Origin of the sequence: Steroidobacter gossypii (assembly GCF_016801985.1) — a bacterium.
Classification (GTDB): Bacteria; Pseudomonadota; Gammaproteobacteria; order Steroidobacterales; family Steroidobacteraceae; genus Steroidobacter; species Steroidobacter gossypii.
In genome coordinates this window covers 457,967-479,634 of record NZ_JAEVLS010000001.1, presented here as the reverse complement: position 1 = coordinate 479,634, position 21,668 = coordinate 457,967, and the positions used below count along the sequence as shown (strand labels likewise).

General features: G+C 62.6%; 14 protein-coding genes. 8 read left to right on the top strand and 6 right to left on the bottom strand.

Annotated features, from left to right (window positions below; all coding sequences use genetic code 11):
• Positions 1-122: 122 nt before the first annotated feature.
• The 4 genes from uvrA (at position 123) to JM946_RS02155 (ending at position 11,068) form a co-directional block, all read left to right on the top strand.
• Positions 123-5,918, top strand: coding sequence for an excinuclease ABC subunit UvrA (gene uvrA / locus JM946_RS31500; RefSeq protein WP_203165492.1), 5,796 nt, complete (start codon positions 123-125; stop codon positions 5,916-5,918).
• A 772-nt stretch (positions 5,919-6,690) separates the two neighbouring features.
• A complete protein-coding gene (locus JM946_RS02165) occupies positions 6,691-9,669 on the top strand; it encodes a TonB-dependent receptor domain-containing protein (RefSeq protein ID WP_203165491.1) in 2,979 nt (992 codons plus the stop codon).
• A 69-nt stretch (positions 9,670-9,738) separates the two neighbouring features.
• Positions 9,739-10,467, top strand: a complete 729-nt coding sequence (locus JM946_RS02160) for an alpha/beta hydrolase family esterase (RefSeq protein ID WP_203165490.1) — start codon at positions 9,739-9,741, stop codon at positions 10,465-10,467.
• Between the two features lie 25 nt (positions 10,468-10,492).
• Positions 10,493-11,068, top strand: coding sequence for a hypothetical protein (locus JM946_RS02155; RefSeq protein ID WP_203165489.1), 576 nt, complete (start codon positions 10,493-10,495; stop codon positions 11,066-11,068).
• Here JM946_RS02155 and JM946_RS02150 read toward each other — a convergent pair.
• From JM946_RS02150 to JM946_RS02135, 4 genes are read right to left on the bottom strand one after another with little or no spacing between them, the layout of a single operon-like run.
• Positions 11,061-12,881, bottom strand: a complete 1,821-nt coding sequence (locus JM946_RS02150; protein WP_203165488.1) for a tetratricopeptide repeat protein — start codon at positions 12,879-12,881, stop codon at positions 11,061-11,063. The genes JM946_RS02155 and JM946_RS02150 overlap by 8 nt on opposite strands.
• A gap of 10 nt (positions 12,882-12,891) precedes the next feature.
• A complete protein-coding gene (locus JM946_RS02145) occupies positions 12,892-14,196 on the bottom strand; it encodes an aspartyl/asparaginyl beta-hydroxylase domain-containing protein (protein ID WP_203165487.1) in 1,305 nt (434 codons plus the stop codon).
• 1 nt (position 14,197) lies between these two features.
• Complete coding sequence (locus JM946_RS30140) at positions 14,198-14,713, bottom strand: DUF192 domain-containing protein (protein ID WP_203165486.1); 516 nt, start codon at positions 14,711-14,713, stop codon at positions 14,198-14,200.
• 32 nt (positions 14,714-14,745) lie between these two features.
• Positions 14,746-15,321: a hypothetical protein gene (locus JM946_RS02135; protein WP_218042553.1), complete on the bottom strand. Its 576-nt coding sequence runs from the start codon at positions 15,319-15,321 to the stop codon at positions 14,746-14,748.
• Positions 15,322-15,714: 393 nt separating this feature from the next.
• Between JM946_RS02135 and glgC the strand changes: the two genes are divergently transcribed.
• Both glgC and JM946_RS02125 read left to right on the top strand, forming a co-directional pair.
• On the top strand, positions 15,715-16,974 hold the full coding sequence (gene glgC / locus JM946_RS02130; protein ID WP_203166533.1) for a glucose-1-phosphate adenylyltransferase: 1,260 nt from the start codon (positions 15,715-15,717) through the stop codon (positions 16,972-16,974).
• A 122-nt stretch (positions 16,975-17,096) separates the two neighbouring features.
• The gene (locus tag JM946_RS02125; RefSeq protein WP_203165484.1) at positions 17,097-17,567 is read left to right on the top strand and encodes an LEA type 2 family protein; all 471 of its coding nucleotides are present in this window, start codon (positions 17,097-17,099) and stop codon (positions 17,565-17,567) included.
• Here the strand turns inward: JM946_RS02125 and JM946_RS02120 are convergent.
• A complete protein-coding gene (locus JM946_RS02120; protein WP_203165483.1) occupies positions 17,557-19,020 on the bottom strand; it encodes a glycogen synthase in 1,464 nt (487 codons plus the stop codon). The genes JM946_RS02125 and JM946_RS02120 overlap by 11 nt on opposite strands.
• 7 nt (positions 19,021-19,027) lie before the next feature.
• Entirely contained in the window at positions 19,028-19,573 is a 546-nt protein-coding gene (phaR, locus tag JM946_RS02115; RefSeq protein ID WP_203165482.1) for a polyhydroxyalkanoate synthesis repressor PhaR, read from the bottom strand.
• 176 nt (positions 19,574-19,749) lie between these two features.
• Here phaR and JM946_RS02110 point away from each other — a divergent pair, with 176 nt between their 5' ends.
• Both JM946_RS02110 and phaC read left to right on the top strand, forming a co-directional pair.
• On the top strand, positions 19,750-20,577 hold the full coding sequence (locus JM946_RS02110; RefSeq protein ID WP_203165481.1) for a poly(R)-hydroxyalkanoic acid synthase subunit PhaE: 828 nt from the start codon (positions 19,750-19,752) through the stop codon (positions 20,575-20,577).
• The gene (gene phaC / locus JM946_RS02105; RefSeq protein ID WP_203165480.1) at positions 20,574-21,668 is read left to right on the top strand and encodes a class III poly(R)-hydroxyalkanoic acid synthase subunit PhaC; all 1,095 of its coding nucleotides are present in this window, start codon (positions 20,574-20,576) and stop codon (positions 21,666-21,668) included. Before JM946_RS02110 ends, phaC begins: the two co-directional genes overlap by 4 nt.

The following is a 21,668-nucleotide window of genomic DNA, read 5'->3' as shown; positions in this document are numbered from 1 at the left end:
ATGCGCGGCGGGTTGGGGGCGGTTGACCCAGCGCTTACAATCCTTATCCATCTGCGCATGGCCCGGCTCCCGGGTCTTCCGTTTTTCTTACATCGTTCGTGGCCTCGCGGCCATTGGTGAGCATGTCCCAGTCCATCGTCATTCGTGGCGCGCGCCAGAACAACCTCAAGAATTTGCATGTCGAGTTGCCCACGGGTGAGCTCATCGTGGTTACCGGAGTGTCCGGTTCCGGCAAGTCCTCGCTGGTGTTCGACACGCTGTACGCCGAAGGCCAACGCCGTTACGTAGAGACGTTCTCGCCCTACGCACGCCAGTTCCTGGATCGCATGGATCGGCCGCAGGTCGAGCGCATCGACGGCATTCCGCCCGCCATCGCCATCGATCAGACCAATCCGGTGCGCACCTCGCGATCGACCGTGGGCACGATGACCGAGCTCAACGATCACTTGAAGCTGCTGTTCTCGCGCGCCGCGCATGTCTATTGCCGGCAGTGTGCCGCGCCGGTGAAGCGCGATACCGCGCAGACCATCTATGAAGAGTTGACCGAGCGATTGAAAGGATCGGGTCGTTCCGATGCGCGCGTGGTTGTGACATTCCCTGTCCCGGTGCCCGCCAATTTCGCTGAAGCTGAAGTGTTGAGCCTGCTGGAGAAGCAGGGCTACACGCGGTTGTTTCAGCGCCTTGCAACGTCAGCCGCGGCGAGCGCACCGGCCAAACGCAAAGGCGCCAAGAAGAAGGCATCGAAAAAGGGCGCCGAGGTCGCCGCCGACCACCCGGCGAGCGTCTGCCTGGAAATGATTCAGGACCGCTTTCGCTTCGACAACACCGAACGTGAGCGTGTCATCGAAGCGTTGGAGTCCGCGTTGCGTGTGGGGCGCGGCCGCGTGTCGGTGCATGTGCTTGAGCCCAACAACGGCAGCACTCGCACAGCCGAGGCCGACAATTCGCCCCCGGCAACGGCGGCGAGCTGGCGCTTCTCTTCCGACCTGCACTGCGCCGATTGCGACATTCATTATCGCGAGCCGACTCCCAGCCTGTTCTCGTTCAATTCTCCGCTGGGCGCTTGCGAGTCTTGTCGTGGCTTCGGTCGCATCATCGGCATCGATTTCGGGCTCATCGTGCCCGACGAGAGCAAGACCCTCAAAGGCGGCGCGATCCGTCCCTGGCAAACCGAGTCCTACCGCGAGTGCCAGGACGATCTGATCAAGTACGCGCGTAAAAGAGACATTCCGATTGACGTGCCCTGGCGCGAGCTGACCGAACACCAGCGCCAATGGGTCCTGGAAGGCGAGGGTAGCTGGGAAGACAAGCTGTGGTACGGCGTGCGTCGCTTCTTCGCATGGCTCGAAACCAAGTCGTACAAGATGCACATCCGCGTCTTGTTGTCGAAGTATCGTGCTTACACTCCCTGTACTGCTTGCAATGGCGCGCGTCTGAAGACGGACGCGCTGGTGTGGCGTCTCGGCACTGAAGCCGACGCTGCGGCGGTTCTGCCGAAGGGACTGCGTTTCAAGCCGAGTGGCGTGCAGTGGAGCGATGAGCAGTTGGCGCAGCTGCCGGGCATCGGCATCCACGAGCTGATGTTGCTGCCCATTGATCGCTGTAAACAATTCTTCGATCGGTTGTCGCTGCCGGCGCCGTTGGACGAGGCGAGTGACCTGGTGCTGCGGGAAATCCGCGGTCGCTTCGGTTATCTCATGGATGTGGGTCTCGGTTATCTGACGCTCGATCGACAGTCGCGCACCTTGTCCGGCGGTGAAGTGCAGCGGATCAATTTGACGACCGCGCTGGGCACGTCATTGGTGAATACGTTGTTCGTGCTGGATGAGCCGTCCATCGGTTTGCATCCGCGCGACATGGGGCGCGTCATCGACGTCATGCGTCGCTTGAAAGCGGCCGGCAACTCGCTGGTGGTGGTCGAGCACGATCCCCAGGTGATGCAGGCGGCCGATCGACTGATCGATGTCGGCCCCGGGCCCGGCGAGAAAGGCGGTGAGATCGTATTCTTCGGCACGCCGACCGAATTGAAAAACGCGAAGCGCTCGCTGACGGCCGATTATTTGCTCGGCCGCAAACAGGTCGCCGCGGCATCGGCCACCACGCTGCCACCATCCACTGCGAACCTCACCATCAAGGGCGCAAGACAGCACAACCTCAAGGGCATCGACGTGTCGATCCCGCTGCACAGGCTCGTGTGCGTCACGGGCGTGTCCGGTTCCGGCAAGTCCACGCTGATTCAAGACGTGCTGTATCCGGCGTTGCTCAAACACTTCGGCAAGCCGACAGAAGCGCCGGGTGAGCACGACAGCATCCAGGGCGCGGAGCACATCAGCGCCGTCGTCATGGTGGATCAAACATCCATCGGTCGCACCACGCGTTCCAACCCTGCCAGCTACGTGGGCGCGTTCGACGCCATCCGTAAATTGTTTGCCAACGAGCCGCTCGCGAAGGAACGCGACTACACCATCGGCACGTTCAGCTTCAACTCCGGCAACGGTCGCTGCCCGACTTGCGGTGGCAACGGCTTCGAGCACGTCGAAATGCAGTTCCTGTCGGACGTGTACTTGCGCTGCGCCGACTGCAACGGCCGTCGGTATCGCAGCGAGATTCTGGAAGTCACATTGAATCGCGGCGCGGGCCCCGGTCGCAGCATCGCCGATGTCCTCGACATGACGGTCTCCGAAGCGGTGCAGTTTTTCGCCGGCGAGCGTGAAGTGCTGGCGACGCTGCGACCGCTCGCGGAAGTGGGTCTGGATTATCTGCGACTCGGGCAACCCGTGCCGACGCTGTCCGGCGGCGAAGCGCAGCGACTGAAGCTGGCGGGCCATCTCGCCGAGAGCGCAACGGCAATGCCCGACAACGCCGCCCCGGGCAAGTTGTTTCTATTCGACGAGCCGACCACTGGTTTGCACTTCGACGACATCGCGAAGTTGCTGCGCGCGTTCCGCCGCCTGATCGCCGCCGGACATTCGTTGCTGGTCATCGAGCACAATCTCGATGTCATCGCCGCGTCCGACTGGCTGATCGATCTCGGTCCGGAAGGCGGTGAGGCAGGTGGCGAAGTCATCGCCGTCGGCACGCCATCGGAAGTGATGGAGGCGCCGGGCTCGCATACAGGCAAAGCGCTGCGCGAAGTCGAGAGCGGCTGGAAGATTGCGGAGCAGAGCACAGTGGTGCCACTGGCCGCCTCGGCGGCGCATCGGCCGCGCGCCAATGTCATCAGCATTCACGGCGCTCGTGAGCACAATCTAAAGAACGTGGATGTCGAGTTGCCGCGCGACAAGTTCACCGTCGTGACCGGTGTGTCCGGGTCGGGCAAGTCGACACTGGCGTTCGACATCGTGTTCGGCGAAGGTCAGCGTCGTTACCTGGAATCGCTGAACGCTTACGCCCGTCAGTTCGTGCAGCCTTCGTCACGCCCCGACGTGGATGCCATCTTCGGCATCCCGCCCACCGTAGCGATCGAACAGCGCACCAGTCGCGGCGGCCGCAAGAGCACGGTCGCGACCTTGACCGAGATTTATCACTTCCTGCGTTTGCTGTACGTGAAGCTGGGTACGCAGTACTGCCCGGATTGCGACGTGCCGATCGAGCCGCAGAGCTTCGAGTCCATCTTCGCCCGCATTTGCCGGGATTACAAAGGCAAGAGCGTCAGCCTGCTGGCGCCGCTGGTAGTGGCTCGCAAAGGTTTCTATACCGACCTGGCCGCGTGGGCTGCGAAAAAAGGTTATGAGCAACTGCGCGTCGATGGCGAACTGCTGCCGACGAACGCCTGGCCGCGTTTGTCGCGTTTCCAGGAACATACGATCGAGCTGCCGGTCGCGACGGTTCAAGTTTCTGCGCGCAACGAGCGCGAATTGCGTGAGGCACTGACGACCGCGCTCGACTTCGGCAAGGGCGTCGTGCATTTGCTGGATGAGAGCGTCAAGGCCAAAAAATTGCCCGCCGTGAAGAAGTCGAGCAAGGGCCACGCCGCAGCTGCCAATGCTGGCCTGTCGATCTTCTCCACTCGGCGCGCCTGTCCGTCTTGCGCCAAAAGCTTCACCGAGCTCGATCCGCGTCTGTTCTCTTTCAACTCCAAGCACGGCTGGTGCGAGGACTGCTTCGGCACGGGGTTGCAGATCCGCGGCTTCGACGAAGAGCAGAGCGGCGAGGAGATCTGGTGGAACGAATGGTTCGAGCAGGAAGCGGAAGTGTGCGAAAGCTGCGAAGGCGAGCGCCTCAATCCGATTGCCCGAAACGTTCGCTTCCGCGACCAGTCGATCGCGGCGGTCACGGCGCAGTCGGTCGGCGACATGCGCAAGCAGTTCAACTCGCTCAAGCTGAAAGGTCGTGAAAGCGAGATCGCGCGCGACGTGCTGACTGAAATCAACTCCCGGCTGGCGTTCCTGGAAGACGTCGGGCTCGGTTATCTCGCGTTGGATCGCTCGGCGCCGACTTTGTCGGGCGGTGAAGCGCAGCGGATTCGTCTGGCGGCCCAGCTCGGCTCCAACCTGCAAGGCGTTTGTTACATCCTGGACGAGCCGACCATCGGCCTGCATCCGCGAGACAATCGCATTCTGCTCGATACGCTCGACAAGCTTGCCGCCAAAGGCAACTCGCTGCTGGTGGTCGAGCACGACGAAGAAACGATCCGCCGGGCCGACTACGTGCTCGATCTCGGGCCGGGTGCCGGTACTCGCGGCGGTCGCGTGGTCGCCGCGGGCACGGCGCGAGAGTTGGAACGTTCGCCGGAGTCGGTGACCGGCCGCTTGCTCGCGCACCCGCTACAGCATCCGATCGGCCAGCGTCGCGCGGTCACTCCGCGTTCGCCCGCTTTAGTCGTGAAAGACGCGACTCTGCATAACTTGCGCAAGCAGACGTGCAAGGTGCCGTTGGATCGCCTGGTTGTTGTCACCGGCGTGTCCGGCTCCGGCAAGTCGACCATGGCGCGTGACGTGCTTCATGACAACCTGCGTGCCGCTCTCGGTCGGCGCAAAGGCGCCAAGCTCGAATGGCGCGGCTGCAAGGAGATCGCAGGTTGGGAGCAGATCGATCGCATTCTGGAAGTCGACCAGACGCCCATCGGCAAGACCCCGCGTTCCTGCCCGGCGACCTACATCGGCTTCTGGGACGCGATTCGCAAGGTGTTCGCGGAAACGCCCGAAGCGCGCATGCGTGGCTACACGCCATCGCGTTTCTCGTTCAACACCGCCGGCGGTCGCTGCGAAGCGTGTGAAGGTCAGGGCATGCGCAAGATCGAAATGAGCTTCCTGCCCGACGTGCGCGTGATGTGCGACAGCTGTGGCGGTCGCCGCTTCAATCAGGACACGCTCGGCGTTCAGTACAAAGGCCGCAGCATCGGCGACGTGCTGATGATGAGCGTCGACGAAGCGGTGGATTTCTTCAGCGCGCATCCACGTATCCATCACTGCCTGCGGCTGCTGCAGGACGTGGGCTTGGGCTATCTCACCTTGGGCCAGCAGAGCCCGACGTTGTCGGGTGGCGAGGCTCAGCGCATCAAGCTCGTGACCGAGCTGTCGAAGGTGCGCGAGTCCAGGATGCTGCGCACGCCGGAGCCGGGCGAGGTCGTGGAGAAGCCGCCGGGCACTTTATATGTGCTCGACGAGCCGACCGTCGGCTTGCACATGGCGGACGTCGAGAAGCTGATCCGCGTTCTGCATCGGCTGGTCGAGGCTGGCAACACCGTGGTGGTCATCGAGCACGATCTGGATGTGATCGCGGAAGCCGACTGGATCATCGATCTCGGGCCGGAAGGTGGCGCCGAGGGCGGTCAGGTGGTTCTGCAGGGTCCGCCGGAAGCGGTCATCGAACAGGCCAAGCGATCTCACACAGCTCGCATCCTGCGAGAGTTCTTGAGCGAGCGGGGTCGCAAGGAAGATGCGGCGTCGGACTCTGAACGCCGGCGCCGCGCGTGAGCTCGAGGCGCATCGAATAGCAGCGAGGCGAGCAGCGGAAGCGTTGGCCCACGAAAAATGGTGCTGGTGTTCGGGATATCCGTAATGCCGGTCCGCTCGCGAGAGCGGGCTCCGGCCACCAGCGCGTGTATACAAATGTGAGCTAAGTCTCGGAATCTGGAGCCCATATCGCCCACTGAAGCGTCCCCATGGTGCGCGCCGGATAAGCCATCGCTTTGGCGCGCACCAAAGTGAGTCATTGGTCGCCGGCCCGATCACATTCGGCCCCCGGACTCATTTTGGAAAGGGCTCGACACTAACTTTCGTCAGGTATCACTCCGCAAGCAAAGCCACTACGCTGTCGCAACTTGGCGAGTGCCCATAAGAACTCACGCGACTGCCACTCGACAGCTCAGAAAGACAATCCTCCGGCGCCCGCGCCGACGCCCTCGATTGGGGCGTTGATCGTTAGTTTTTCACGATCCGGCAACCACAATCCGTGTGGTTCATTCGCAACGGTATACAAGAAACTCGCCCGGCAATGTGCGCTACGCGCGCCAACCCCAGGGATTTGCCGGTAATCAGCCGGTGGTCGGACGCAACAGGCTTTAAATACGCCAGACACGGTTGTATGCTCGATGCCACGCTTGGGTCGAGGGAGATGAAGGGTCCGTTTTTGACCCCCGGCCAAGACAAAACAGGGAGCGCCGCATTCGCCGGAATCCAGCTAAGGAGGGCGATGCGGTTGCAGTTCTACCCAACAACATACCCCTCTCGCAGGAGGAGATTCTAAATGTCCACTAGTACGTCCATACGGCGCGCAGTCAACTACGCGCTGCTGTCTGGCGCCTCTGCCGCAGCAATGGTGCTGCCCGCACAGGCCCAGGAAGATGCCCAGATCACCGAAGTGATCGTCACCGGCTCGCGTATTCCGCAGCCCAACCTCACCAGCATCAGCCCGGTCACGGCCGTGACCTCTGAGCAGATCAAGATCGAAGGCGTGGTGCGCGTCGAAGACTTGATCAACAACCTGCCGCAGGCGTTCGCCGACTTCGGCGGCAACCTGTCCAACGGCGCCACCGGCACCGCGACCGTCAACCTGCGTAACCTCGGCTCCGAGCGCACCCTGGTGCTGATCAACGGCCGCCGCCTGATGCCCGGCGACCCGACTCAGAACGGCGCTGCTTCGCCGGACTTGAACCAGATCCCGAGCGCGCTGATCGAGCGTGTCGAAGTGCTGAGCGGTGGCGCGTCAGCCGTGTACGGCGCCGACGCCGTCGCGGGCGTCGTCAACTTCATCATGAACGACAACTTCGAAGGTATTCGCGTCGACGCGCAATACGGTTTCTATCAGCACGAGAACGACAGCAATGTGCAGAGCGCGGTCCGCGCCCGTAACTTCGGTCTGCCCAGCAGCAACGTAACCGACGGCAACTCCAAGGAAATCACCTTCCTGGCCGGCATCAACACGCCGGACGGCCGTGGTAACGCCACTGTTTACCTGGGCTACCGCGAACTGGACGCCCTGAAGCAGGACCAGCGCGACTTCAGCTCCTGCGCCCTGGGCTCCGGCTACGACGGCGACCCGTTCACCTGCGCCGGCTCCGGCACCACTGCGCCCGCCCACTTCGGCCCGAACATCCTCGGTCCGGACGGCAACCTGCGTCCTTACGTCGCCGCGCGTGACGCGTACAACTTCGCTCCGGACAACTACTACCAGCGTCCGGACGAGCGCAAGACTGCGGGTCTGTTCGCGCACTATGACTTCAGCGACGCCGCCAGCGTCTACACTGAATTCATGTTCATGGACGACCGCACGACTGCGCAGATCGCGGCTTCCGGCGCGTTCGCCGGCGGCGGCCCCGGTCAGCCTCCGTTCTTCGGCAACCAGCTGTTCAACTGCGACAACCCGTACTTCAACCAGAGCATGCTGGATGCATGGTGCGGTGGCAGCGCCTCCGCTGGCGATGTGTTCGTGCCGCTGGCCCGTCGTAACGTCGAAGGCGGCGGTCGTATCGACGACCTGCGCCACACCTCGTTCCGCGGCGTGCTGGGCGTGCGCGGCGACTTCGCGACGGCGTGGAATTACGACGTGTATGCGCTGTACGGCGAGACGTTGCTGTCCGAGAATTATCAGAACGACTTCTCGCGTTCGCGACTCGGCAAGGCTTTGAACGCCGTGCGCGATGCGCAGGGTAACATCGTCTGCCGCGTCAACGCCGACGTGGATCTGTCGAACGACGATCCGGCCTGCGTGCCTTACAACATCTTCCAGCTCGGCGGCGTGACGCCGGAGCAGCTGGCGTACCTGCAGATCCCGGGTTTCAGCTCGGGCGGCACCACCGAACAGATTCTGAGCGGCTCGGTTGCGGCCGACCTGGGTCACTACGGCATCAAGCTGCCGACGGCGAACGACGGTCTGGGCTTCGCGATCGGTGCGGAATATCGCTCCGAGCGTTCCGAGCTGAGGGCCGATGCGGCTTATCAGACCAACGATCTGGCCGGTCAGGGCGCTCCGACCCTGGACACCACGGGCTCGTTCGACGTGAGGGAAATCTTCACCGAATTGCGCCTGCCGATCCTGCAGGACAAGCCGTTCGCCCAGACGCTGTCGGCCGAAGCGGGCTACCGCTTCTCCGACTACAACCTGGGTTTCGATACGGATACCTACAAGCTGGGTCTCGACTGGGCTCCCGTGGAAGACATTCGCTTCCGCGCCAGCTATCAGCGCGCCGTGCGTTCGCCGAACATCCAGGAGCTGTTCCTGCAGCCCCGCGTTCAGCTGAACGGCAACACCGATCCGTGCGCGGGTGCAAACCCGAGCCGCACGCTCGAGGAGTGCGCTCTGACGGGTGTGACGCCGGAACAATACGGCAACATCGTTGCCAACCCGGCTGCGCAATACAACGGTCTGGTGGGAGGCAACCCGAACCTGGATCCGGAAGAGTCGGACACCTATTCCTACGGTCTGGTGTTCACGCCGAGCTTCCTGCCGAGCTTCACCATGACGTTGGACTACTTCGACATCAAGGTGGAGAAGCTGATCGACCAGATCGGGCAGGACTTCATCCTCAACCAGTGTATGGATTCGGGCGATCCGGAGTTCTGCAATCGCATCAACCGCATCCAGGCGCCGGGCACGGAGGGCAACGGCTCGCTGTGGCTGGGTGACAGCGCCTTCGTCGAGGATCCGATCCTCAACACCGGTTCGCTGTCCACCAAGGGCGTCGACCTCGAGATGAACTACCGTCTGGAAGCGGGTGGCGCCGGCGCCATCGCCTTCAGCCTGGTCGGCACCTACACCGACGAGTTCGTCACCGAGCCGTTGGCCGGCTTCGCCACCAAGTACGACTGCAAAGGCCTGTACGGCACGGTCTGCGGCGTTCCGATTCCGGAATGGCGTCAGAAGGTGCGCGCCAACTGGCTGAGCCCGTGGGGCGTGGACGTGGCGCTGACCTGGCGCTACATCGACGAAGTGTCGTTGGATCTGACCAGCTCGGATCCGGATCTGAACGACGACGACTTCGCCACGACGGATGCGCGCCTGGGCTCGCGCAGCTACTTCGATCTGTCGGCGTCCTACACCTTCCAGGAACTGGGTGCGTTCAGCAGCGTCACGGGTCGTCTCGGCATCAACAACCTGACGGACAAGGATCCGCCGTTGCTGGGCCAGGACAACTGCCCGGCGGTGCTGTGTAACGGCAACACGTTCCCGCAGGTGTACGACACGCTGGGTCGCTTCATCTTCGTGGGTCTGACGGCCGATTTCTGATCGGTCCGAGGATTCTGGTGGAACTGGACGGCGGGCTTCATGCCCGCCGTCTTTTTTTGGGAGATCGCAATGGCAGTACGCTTGCTCGCAGTGCTGATGCTGCTGCTCGCGTCGCCCGCGCAGCCGGCAACAACCACGCCGGATAAACACACATTCGAAGTCGCGGGCCTGCGCCGCACTTTCTATATCTACGCACCCGCCGACGCGGGATCGCCGACTCCGCTGCTGCTCACGTTGCATGGCTCGTATGGCAAAGCCGATGACATGCTCGAGCGCTGGATTCCTACGGCGCAGGCCAATGGGTTCATCGTTGCCGCGCCCGTGGCAAGAAAAGCGGCGGCGTGGCAGATCCGTGCAGACGGTCCACAGTTCATACGCGCCGTGGTGGCTGAAATCGAACGGCTTCATGCCATCGACCCGCGGCGGATCTATCTCTTCGGGCACTCCGGCGGCGCTGTCTATGCGCTCACGCTATCGATGCTGGAATCGGAATTTTTCGCCGCCACCGCGGTGTTCGCCGGCGCCTGGCGCGAGCCCAAGGAATTCATTGCCGTGCCTCATGCCAGGCGCGCCATTGCTGTCGCACTCTATATCGGCGACCGAGACGAATACTTCGCGTTGCAGGACGTGCGTAAAACGCACGAGGCCTTGCAGACGGCCGGACATCCCTCCAACCTCACCGTCCTGCCAGGACGCAGCCACAACTATTCGAGGGTGGCCGACGAGGTCAATCCGGCTGCATGGAACTGGCTGAAGGTTTATTCATCCAATGCAGCGCCGGTGCCGACCGCGCAGTGACCTTGAAGCCAACTACGGATCGATCATGATGAGCAAATTGCAATCAATCGTATGGGCGGCCGCCATGCTCGCGACCATGCCGGTAACCAACGCGGCGGAGCGCGCCGACGCCGACCGCCTCGCTGCGTGCGCCGAAGAGCGTGACGAAGCGCGTCGTCTCGCTTGTTACGACGAAGCGATCTCGGCCTCCAGGAAGTCGAGTGACAGTGAGCCGGCTGTCGCAGCGCCGGCCAAGCCCGCTGCTGCCGAACGGGCCGCGCCGAAGGCGACACCAGCTCCTGCCGCTGCGGCAGCCGACCCTGCCAGCGAGTTCGGCGTGACGGGAAGCGCCATTGCACGTCAGCGCCGCGCCGAGGAGGAACAGCAGGCCAGCGGTAACGGCAAGATCGAGAGCCTGAGCGCGCAGATCACCGAAGTGTCGTCGCGACCGCGTGGCGAATTGGTGATGACGCTCGACAACGGCCAGGTCTGGGCACAGAAAAAGGTCGAACGTCACTTCATGGCCAAGCCGGGCGACAACATCACCATCAACGCGGGCATGCTCGGCTCGTATCGCATGGTCAACGGCAAGCGCTCCACGCAGGTCACCCGGCTCAAGTAGTCGGTTTACGAGGCACGGCGTCGAACGCGATGGTCGTGCGGGGATCCGAGCCGTGGATCGGATTGGTCCCGTGCCACATATAGGAAGGAAACAACACCAGCCGCCCGGGGCGCGGCTGGATCACCGCTTCCGGGGTGGCGCCGGGTACTGCGAAGCGCGGCTCGCCGAACTTCAGCCAGCCCGACATCAGCGTCTCATCCTGAACTTCTTCGGGCACGGCCACGTAATACGCTGAACTGATCCATCCGTCGGGATGGACGTGATTGACGTGATAACCCTCGCGGCGCAGTTGCACCGACCACGCGCCGACGATATCGACGGCGCCCTGATTGCGCGCGGTCAGCGGATGGTTCGGATCGGCGCCGATGCGTTGCTGATAGTCCTGCAAGGGCAGCTTGAAGATCTCGAGAATGGCGCGGATCGCCGGATCGGATTCCACCAGCAGATTGCGCGCAGTCTGGCTGCCGTTGCGCAAGCTCTGATCCAGCGGATGATTGGAAAACGGATGGCGTTGGTTCAATGCGTGCAGTAACGCGTCGTTGAGCTCCTGCATGGATGACCAGCCGATCGGCGCCTCGATGTCGTAGGTGCGCACCAGGCGGTCGTAATCGTAGAGCTCCTGATACAACGGATCGCCGAGCATGCGCGCTGCCGTCGCCTCGTAGGCGAGCCAGGTCTGGCCCAGCGGATTCTGCGCGCGCTGACGCTGGATGAATGGCAGCGCGTCCTGCGGCCTGCCACGCGAGAGCAGAATCGTGACCAGAACGTCGCTGAAGCGCGCGTCGTTGGGGCGAGCACCCGCTGCTTCGAGCGCATGTGTTTCAGCCTCCTTGAGCTGGCCGCTTTCCAGCAATACTTCAGCCAAAGCGGCGCATGCTTCGGGGGAGGTGCCACTGCGAAGGATCACGTCACGCAACGTCGACTCCGCTCGCGGCAAGTCACCCGCCCGGCGCAGGATCAGGCTCAGCAGAATCTGCAAGTTCGGATCCGAACGTTTGTTCGCCGCTGCGGCGATGCTCCGGGAGAAGTCTGGATCGCCTCGCATGAAACGCACGCGAGCGAGATTGACCTGGGCTTCTCCGTGCAACGGATTCAAGGCGACCGCCTGCTCGAAAGCGCGCTCGGCTTCGTCGAGCCGCAGCAACTGAGTGAGCGCGACACCGCGATTGAAGACCAGCTCGAGCCCGCTCAGTCCCAACGACTGCGCGCGCTCCAGCGCCTGCAGAGCCTCTTCGGCGCGATCCATGCGGTTGAGCAGCGAGCCCAGGTTGTGATGAGCCTGCGGTTGGTTTGGCGCGACTTCGATCGCCCGACGATAAGCCTGCTCGGCTTCCGGTAACCGCATCTGCTCGCGCAACGTCATTGCCAGCAGCGACCATGCAGTGCTGTCGCGCTGGTTCGCCGCCAACAGCGTGCGTGCCTCGCTTTCGGCTGCGACATGCTCGCCCTGGTCGCTCAACGCGCGGATGAGACCGACACGCGCGCCAGGTTGATTGCGATCGAGCTGCAGGGCTTCGCGATACAGCGTTTCGGCGAGCTTCGGGCGTCCAGTCCGACGCAGCAGATTTGCGAGATTCGCTTTGAAATCAGGCTGACGAGGCGCGAGCGCAATGCTCTCCCGCAGCAGTCGCTCGCCGTCGGCCGTGTCGCCCCGATCCTTGCGGATCAATCCCAGCAGGTGAATGGCTGCGGCGTTTCCAGGCGCCTTGGTCAGCATGTTTCGACACGAGCTTTCGGCTTCAGCCAGTTTTCCCTGCCGCAGCAGATTGGTGACCTGCGCCAGCTCGGTCGCGGCGATAACGGATGCACTCACGACAATCGGCTCATATGGCCCCGCTGAGCGGCGCCTGATCTTGATAAAACTGTTTCATTTCCTGCACGGCCTTGCTCAACAGCGCGCGTTCCGCCTGGCTTAGAAACGGATTCCAGACGTCGAAAATGAGAATGGCGCGCGGCACGCCGCTATCATTCCAGGCCTCGTGCTCGATGCTGTCATCGAACACCCATGCGGTGCCCGGTTGCCACTCGCGCGTCTCGGAACCCACGCGGAAGCGGCAGCCTTCCGGCACCACCAATGGCACGTGCGTGATCACGCGAGTGTTGGTCACGCCAGTGTGCGGCGGAATATGCGATTTCGCATCGAGGATGGAGAAGAACGCAGTGGGCGCGTAACCCGGCACGTCGTGCATGGGCAACTGTTTCAGGACCTCGGCCGTGCGTGGACAGCGTTCCAGGTGCTCGTGCTGTGGCACGCCGTCACGCCAGAGATAGAACACGCTCCATTTGCGCGAATGGTTCAGCTCGGCCCATTGGTCCAGGGGGATGCCCTTGGGATGTTTGACGTACGGTTCGAGTTGGTCGGCGTCTTCGGCGAACACTCGTTCGAACTCGGCGCGAATATCGGCGGTGGCGGCCTCGACCGCCGGCAGCCAAGCAAACATCTCCCGCGGATAGAATTCCAGCGCCGGCACCTTGGGGTAATAAAGGAAGGTCGGCCGGGGCGTGTAGATGCGGCGCCGGTTCAACACGGTGTCGATGCAGTGGTCGAAACGCGATTGATCTTCGGCCGCGTATTCCTGTCGCAATTCGTGCAGCTTCGCCGCCAGATGGTCCGCCAGCGCGGCATCGTTTGCGTTCGTGACTTCGATCGCTCTCTGGACCATCGCACGCAGCGGTCCAGGCAGCGGCGTGCTCGCTGAGATGGTCTGCAAGGCGTTGTTATAAGTTTTGGCAGCGGCCTTGGCATTGCCTTGCCGCTCCTGCAGTGCGCCCTTGTGCAGCAGGGCGGCCAGATGTCGCGGCTCGATTTCCAGGACACGCTGCAGGGCGCGCATCTCGTCGTCGACGAGCCCGAGGCCCCGCAGGGCGGCGGCTAGATTCATCCACAGTCGGGCGTTCTCGGGCTCCTGGGCGACGGCGCGTTCGAGCAGCGAACGTGCCTCGGCCCAGTTGGCTCTTTGCATTTCGCTCACCGCGGTAGCGTTCAGGATGGCCGGGTGTTCCGGCGCGGCGTTGCGCACACGGGCCATCAGGGCTTCGGCCTGCGGGCGGTTGCCGGACTGCAGGGCCTGCTCGGCCTGCTGGATCCAGGTCTGAACTTCGGTGGGATAACGCTGCGTCTGGGTCATGTCAGGGCTGGGTCGAGAACACCGGGTGAATGACCTGCGCGCCGACGCGGATGTTGTTGCGTTTGGCGACGCCGCCGTTGAGCTCGATCACTGCCAGCACCGGCTCGCCCGATTCGATGGTCTTGGTGGACATCGGGGTGGTGTTTTCAACCACCCGCGCCACGCGTCCGTCCGCTCGCACGAACAGCATGTCGAGCGGAATGTGAGTGTTCTTCATCCACATCGCGATCGGTTGCGCCTTGGGATAGATGAACAGCATGCCCTGCTGATCGGGCATCTTGGTGACGAACATCAGGCCGCGGGCGCGCCGGGCGTCGTCGTCGGCGACCCATACGTCGAACTTGTGCAGGCGTGCATCGGGCGTGGCGATCTGCAGGCTCGAACGCGGGAAATGTCGGTCGAGCTGTGCAACAGCGGCGTCGTCGGCCCGGGCCGTCGACAGCCCGACGATCGCAAGCCAGAGCAGCGCCGCCGCCGTGGCCAGGAGCGCACCGAAATATTTTGTATGTCGTATCACGGTAGGTTCAAGTTCAGGTTTCGGGGGTAGGTTCAGGGTCGGCTCGCCGCCAACACTTCCTCTTCAGTCTGCTCTTCGGTGTCGAAATCGACGCGCCCGACATAGTCGAAGCGCGACAGCAACACGACACCGTCGCCGTTGACCTCTCGTGCAGGTCCCGTACAAAAACCGCGGGCAGAAATTCGATACGATCGTGACCGATGCGGTATTCCCGCGATCGGCTCCTGCGCGACTTCGTCCAGGGTGCACTTGTTGTCTCCCTGGGTACTGTAAAACTCGCCTTGGCCTTCGCGAATCACCGTGACGTTCACCGGCAGCGCCTTGGCCGACTGGCCTTCGCGCAACCCGGCGACGCCGAACAGCAGCACCAGCCGGCCGCCCGAGGCGCTGTCCGGATGGCTGAAACGAATGCGCAGACCGCCGTCCGGGCGCACGGCGCCAGTGCATTCCATGCCCTCATTGCCCCAAACGAGCTCTGTTTGCAATGCGCCGGAGAGCCGTGCGTTGAGATAGCCGCGGCCGTCCGGCAGGCAGATCGCGGGGGCGGCGGCGTTGGTAGCGTTGTCATCTTCCGCATCCGACGCCTGAGCATGGACCTTGCAGGTCATTCCCAACGTTAACCAACAGATCGTTATTGCGGGCAGGCAACGCAGCCGGCCCGCGAGGTGCGAGGAGCCGCCGACATGTCTGAGCGGGAAAACGACGTCGTCTCTGAACCGTTGCAGCATGCGGGTATGCTTACTCTCGATGAGGGGTTCCGGCAGACTGTTGCGCCGGAGCCTCGCCGTCCCGGTCCCTACGGGGACGGCGAGCAACCCACAATGCCGAAGCCGCGTGCGTCAGGCAAGCGGCGGCGGTCTTCGCCGACAATGGCGTCGGTCAACCGGAGGCCCGAGGCACGTGGCAACGGGGCTGCGCTAAGACAAACGAGAAACTCCGATATGGACGATAGAGCAGATGGCGCTCGATCCAGGGAAGCGCTCGGCCGTCGCAACGGCGAGATGCAGACCCGAACGCGCCGTTACGTCAGCCGCATCACGCGCAATACCCTGGCGGTCATCATGGCTGGCGGGCGCGGCGAACGTCTGAAGCATCTGACCGATTTCCGGTGCAAGCCGGCCACGCCGTTCGGCGGCAAATTCCGCATCATCGACTTCGTCCTGTCGAATTGCGTGAATTCCGGCATCCGGCGCATCCAGGTGATGACCCAGTACAAGGCGCATTCGCTGATCCAGCACATCCAGCGCGGCTGGGGCTATCTGCGAGGTGAGTTCGGCGAGTTCGTGGAGATCATCCCGGCCCAGCAGCAGATGGGCGATTTCTGGTATCGCGGCACGGCCGACTCGCTGTATCAGAACCTGCAGATCATCAAGCTGCACAATCCCAAGCACGTGCTGGTGCTGGCCGGCGATCACATCTACAAGATGGACTACGGCGTGATGCTGGCTTCGCATGTGGCCAAGCGGGCTGACATCACTGTCGGTGTGGTCGAAGTGCCGCGCGAGCAGGCGACGGCCTTCGGTGTGATGAGCGTCGATCCGGACTATCGGATCACCAAGTTTTCGGAGAAGCCCAAGGAGCCCGAAGGCATTCCGGGGCGCGAGCAGTTTGCGCTCGGCTCGATGGGCATTTATGTGTTCAAGGCCAGCCTGTTGTACCGGCTGCTCGAGGAGCAGGCCCAGCGGCCCGACACCTCGCATGACTTCGGCCGCAACATCATTCCGGGCGCGCTCAGCACTCACAAGGTAATCGCGTACCCGTTTACGGACAGCGAGACGCGTGTTCAGCATTACTGGCGAGACGTCGGTACGGTGGACGCGTTCTACGACGCCAACATGGAGCTGGTGTACGTCAATCCAGAGCTGAACATCTACGACGAGCACTGGCCGATCTGGACTTATCAGCGCCAGTATCCGCCTGCGAAGTTCGTGCTCGATGAGGACGGTCGCCGCGGGGTGGCGATCAATTCGATGGTGTCCGGGGGCTGCATCATCTCCGGCTCGACCGTGAATCAGTCGCTGCTGTTCTCAAATGTGCGCGTGGATGAGCGCAGTTATATCGAGCGTTCGGTGATCTTCCCCGATGTAAAGGTCGGCGCCGGCAGCGTCATCAAACGCGCCATTGTCGACACCGGCAGCGTGGTGCCGCCCGGCACGCAGATCGGCGTCAACCGCGAAGAGGACGCCCGTCGCTTCTACATCAGCGAGGCTGGCGTGGCGCTGGTTACGCGGGACATGCTGTCCCGCCTGCAGCGGAGCTAACGCACAGGACCCACCCCCGGGTGGGTCTTCTGCTGCCGACCGGGCCTGCGTCCCGGGCCTGCGTCGCATCAAGGAAAACGGCGGTCTGTTATCCTCTGGCCCCAGTTCCATTGGGGGCCCAGATGAACAAGGTCGTGCAACGTTTCGCGCTGGTATTCGCGCTGCTCATCACAGCCAGCAGCTGTAGCGCCTTGCGGCCGGACTTGCAGGCGCCGAGGCTGGCGCTGGTCAGCGTCGCAATGACGTCGGCGGACATTTTCAATCAGCAGTTCCTGATCCGGGTCAACATCGACAATCCGAACGATCGCGAGTTGCCCATTACCGGGCTGGACTACAAGGTGTTTCTGGAAGGCGATAGCTTCGCCAGGGGCACGCTGAACCGGCCGTTCACGGTGCCGGCCAACGGCGAGACCGATTTCGACATGACGGTGCGAACCAATTTCGTCAGCGGCATCGGCCGCCTGTTGTCGCGGCTGAACGGCCGCACCCAGGTGAACTACACCGTGGAAGGCAACCTGCTGACCGACATCCGTTTCCTGAAGAAGATTCCATTCAACGAAGCCGGCAGCGTCAATCTCGCCATCATGAAGTGATGCCGGTGAGCTCGCGGTACAGCCGCACGTACTCGCCCGTCTGCTTGTCCCAGGAAAAATCCTGGGCCATGCCGTTGAGCATGAGCTGCCGCCAGCCGTCCTGATCCTTGTAGAAATCCAGCGCGGTGTGAATCGCCCAGGTCACCGCCGGCACGTCGAAATCGTTGAACACCACGCCGGTGCCCTGGCGCGTCGCCGGGTCCCACATCTGCACCGAATCGGCCAGACCGCCGGTGCGGCGAACGATGGGCGCGGTGCCGTACTTGAGGCTGTACATCTGATTCAGCCCGCACGGCTCGTACTGCGACGGCATCAGAAACATATCGCTGCCGGCCTCGATGAGGTGCGACAGCTCCTCGTGGTAGCCGCGATGAAACACCACGCGATCCGGAAAGCGCTGCTGTAGCCCGACGAAAAAATTCTCGTAGCGCGGCTCGCCGCTGCCCAACGCAACCAGGCTCATATCGCGCGTCGAAAGGATGTGCGGCAACGAGTCGAACAGCAGATCGAAGCCTTTCTGCACCGTCATGCGCGACACGATGCCCATCATGGGCGCGCTGTCGCTCACCGACAGGTTCAACCAGTCCAGCAGCGAACGTTTGGTGGCGCGTTTGCCGGACAGATCCTGCGGCGAAAAGTGATGTTTCAAATAACGATCGGTGGCTGGATTCCACTCGCTGTAGTCGACGCCGTTCAGAATGCCCACCACGCCGTCGGGCCGGGCCCGTAGCACGCCATCGAGCCCGTGCCCGCCGATAGGCCCGCAGATTTCCTGCGCGTAAGTCGGGCTCACCGTAGTGACTCGGTCGGCGTGGCGCACGCCCTCGCGCAGCCAGTTGATGCCGGCGCCGGCCAATGTTTCTGGCGATAACAGATGCCGTACGTCGCCGCCGATATCGTAAGCGGTGCCCGCGCCGAAGACGCCTTGATAGCCGATGTTATGAATCGACAGCACCGAGCGCGTGGCTGCAAACAATCGATCCCAGGAGTACACGCTTTTGAGCAGCATCGGCATCAGCGCCGTATGCCAGTCATTGCAATGCAGGACGTCGGGCGCGAACTGCAGGCGCTGACAACCTTCCAGCGCCGCTCGCTGCAGCACCAGGAAACGCAGATGCTCATCCGCTCCGGAGGTGTACAGGGAAGGGCGATCGAACACTTCCGGACAATGCACCAGATACAGCGGCACCGACGAATTCGGCAGCCGTGCTTCGAGCAAGGAAAACCAGTACCGATGCGGGCCCAGCGCCAATGGCACACGGTGCGCGTTGTCCAGCGTCGGCGCATGGTGTACCGCGCCGTTGCTCATCGTCGAATACAGCGGCATGAACACACGCACATCGTGACCGAGCGCGTGCAAATGCTTCGGCAACACGCCAGCCACGTCCGCGAGACCGCCAGTCTTGGCGAGCGGCGCGATTTCCGATGCGACGAAACAGATTTTCAAAGGCATGCCAACGTCAGGACGGTTCGTTGTCGCCGTCGTCCGGCGTGTTGTTTTTACCAGTGCTGTTTCTGCCGGTGTGGGGCGCCTTGCCGGGTTTATCTTTGGCGGGCTCGCGCGGCGGCGCAAACGTGGTCAGCAGGGTTTCCTGCATCTTGGCCCACAGCTCGAGGTTCTGTCGAGCCAGCTCGGCGATCGGATTGGGCCCGGGACCGGCGCCGTTGTTCATGGTGCGAGCCATGAGCTCCTGCTGGCGGATGAAGGTCTCGACGCTTTTCTCCAGGTAACTGCTGAAATAGCTCTGCATGGAATTGCCGTAGAAGCGGATCATCGATTCGAGCAACGAGGTCGAAAGGATGGGCCGGCCGAATTGTTCCTGATCGGCGATCACCTGCAGCAGCACCAGGCGCGTGATGTCCTCGTTGGTCTTGTCCTCGATTACCTTCACGCGGGTGCCGGCGATCACCATATCGCGAATATCGTCGATAGTGATGTGACGACTTTGCGCGGCGTCGTACAGGCGCCGGTTCGCATATTTTTTGATCAGTCGTTCTTCGCTCATGCTCAGCTCGACAGGCAACGGGCGCGCCTGCGAAGGATGCGTCAGCGCCGGCGGTGGGCTACTGTAACGACGCGCATTTGGCGGTGCAACACACGATGCATCGAAGTGAGTCATACCGATCAATTCGCGGCCCGCGCAGGTCATAATGCCGGGCCGATGAACGGCGGGAAGCGGCAATGACCGAGTCGAAAAACGACGGATCCGACTGGATACAGGCGTGGATCGAGCAGCAGCGCGAGCAATTGCGCCGCGCCGGCCTGCCGGGCAGTGGCGCAGAAGCCGGCGCGGCGAAGGCCGCTGCGGACACGATTTCCGACCAGGTCCGTGACATCGGCATGCGCTGGCTCGAAGCGGGTCAGGCGTATCTGCAGGGCTGGCAGCAATTTGCGCAGCGAAGTGCAGCCGGCACGGCTGCTGGCGAGTCGCCACTCAAGTTCGGCGAGGACATGCTCAATGCCTGGCAGGGCACCTGGGCCGGCGCGGCGTCCGCGGGCGAAGGCGCGACGCGTCAGTTCGTCGATCTGATCTCACGATTGCCGTCGATCGGGTTGCTGCGCGAGCAGTCTGAAGCGTGGCGAGAGTTGATGACTGCTCAAGCGGAATATCAGCAGCTGGAACAGGAGCTGCGCGCTGTATGGACCAAAGTCCAGAGCGACGCGTTGTCGATGCTCGAAAGCCTGATTCGCGAACGAAAGCAGAACGGCGAGGCGAACCCGACGCCCGGTGCCGGCGAGTATCGCGAGCTTTATAACCTGTGGGTCGATTGCGGCGAGAAGGTCTTTGCGCAGGTCGCACACAGCGAACCGTACTGCAAATTACAAGCGCAGCTCGGCAATGCTGCCATTCGCCTGCGTGCCGGTCAGCAGGTCATCCTCGAGCGCTTGTTGAAACAATACGATCTGCCTACGCGCTCCGAGCTGAACTCCGTGCACAAGCAGATGCGCGAGTTGCGTGAGCGCGTGGCCACGCTCGAGGCACAGTTGCGCGGTGAGGAACTCACATGAACGACTCCACTCCCGGCACTTCCGAACTGGCCGCAGTCACTGGCGACTTCATGCGCCGCATGTCGCAAGGCCTGGCGGCGCTGGCGAACGCAGGAGAAGTGGCTGTCGGTTGCTCGGCCAAGGACGCGATCTATAGCGAAGACAAAGTTACGTTGTACCACTATCGCCCTTCCGAAGTGGTCGCGCCCGAGTTGCGCGTGCGCACGCCGGTGCTGATTTGTTACGCGCTGGTCAATCGGCCTTACATGATGGATCTGCAAACCGATCGCTCGCTGATCCGCGGTCTGTTGCAGCGAGGTGTGGATGTTTATCTGATCGACTGGGGTTATCCCGACGGCGCGGATCGTTATCTCGCGCTGGAAGACTACGTGACGCGTTATCTGCCGCACTGTGTGGATTTCGTGCGCCGGGCCAGTGGCTGCGAGCAGATCAATCTGCTCGGCGTCTGTCAGGGCGGCAGCATGAGCTTGTGTTACGCCGCCCTGTACCCGCAGCGGCTGCGCAACCTCATCACCATGGTCACGCCGGTGGATTTTCATACGCCCGAGAATCTGCTGACCAAATGGTCGAGGCACGTGGACGTCGACGCGCTGGTAGCCGCCACCGGCAATGTTTCGGGCGAGGCGCTCAATGCGCTGTTCGTGAGTTTGATGCCGTTCCGGCTGAACAGTCAGAAGTACGTCGATCTGCTGCACCAGCTGAACGATCCGAACACCAGCGGCGCGACCCTGGAGAATTTCCTGCGCATGGAAAAATGGATCTTCGACAGTCCGGATCAGGCGGGCGAAATGTTCCGTCAGTTCCTGACGCTGTTCGTGAAACAGAACCGGCTCAAGGAAGGCACGCTCACTATTGGCGGCCGCCCCGTGGACCTGAAGCGGATTGCGGTGCCGGTGCTGAATATCTATGCGACGCAGGATCACCTGGTGCCACCCTCCAGCAGCAAGCCGTTGGGGCAGCTGATCTCGAGTTCGGACTACAGCACGCATGAATTCCGCGGCGGCCACATCGGCATCTACGTGAGCGGCACCGCTCAACGCGAGATCCCGGACAAGATCGCCGGTTGGCTGCGCGAGCGCGACCAAAGTTAG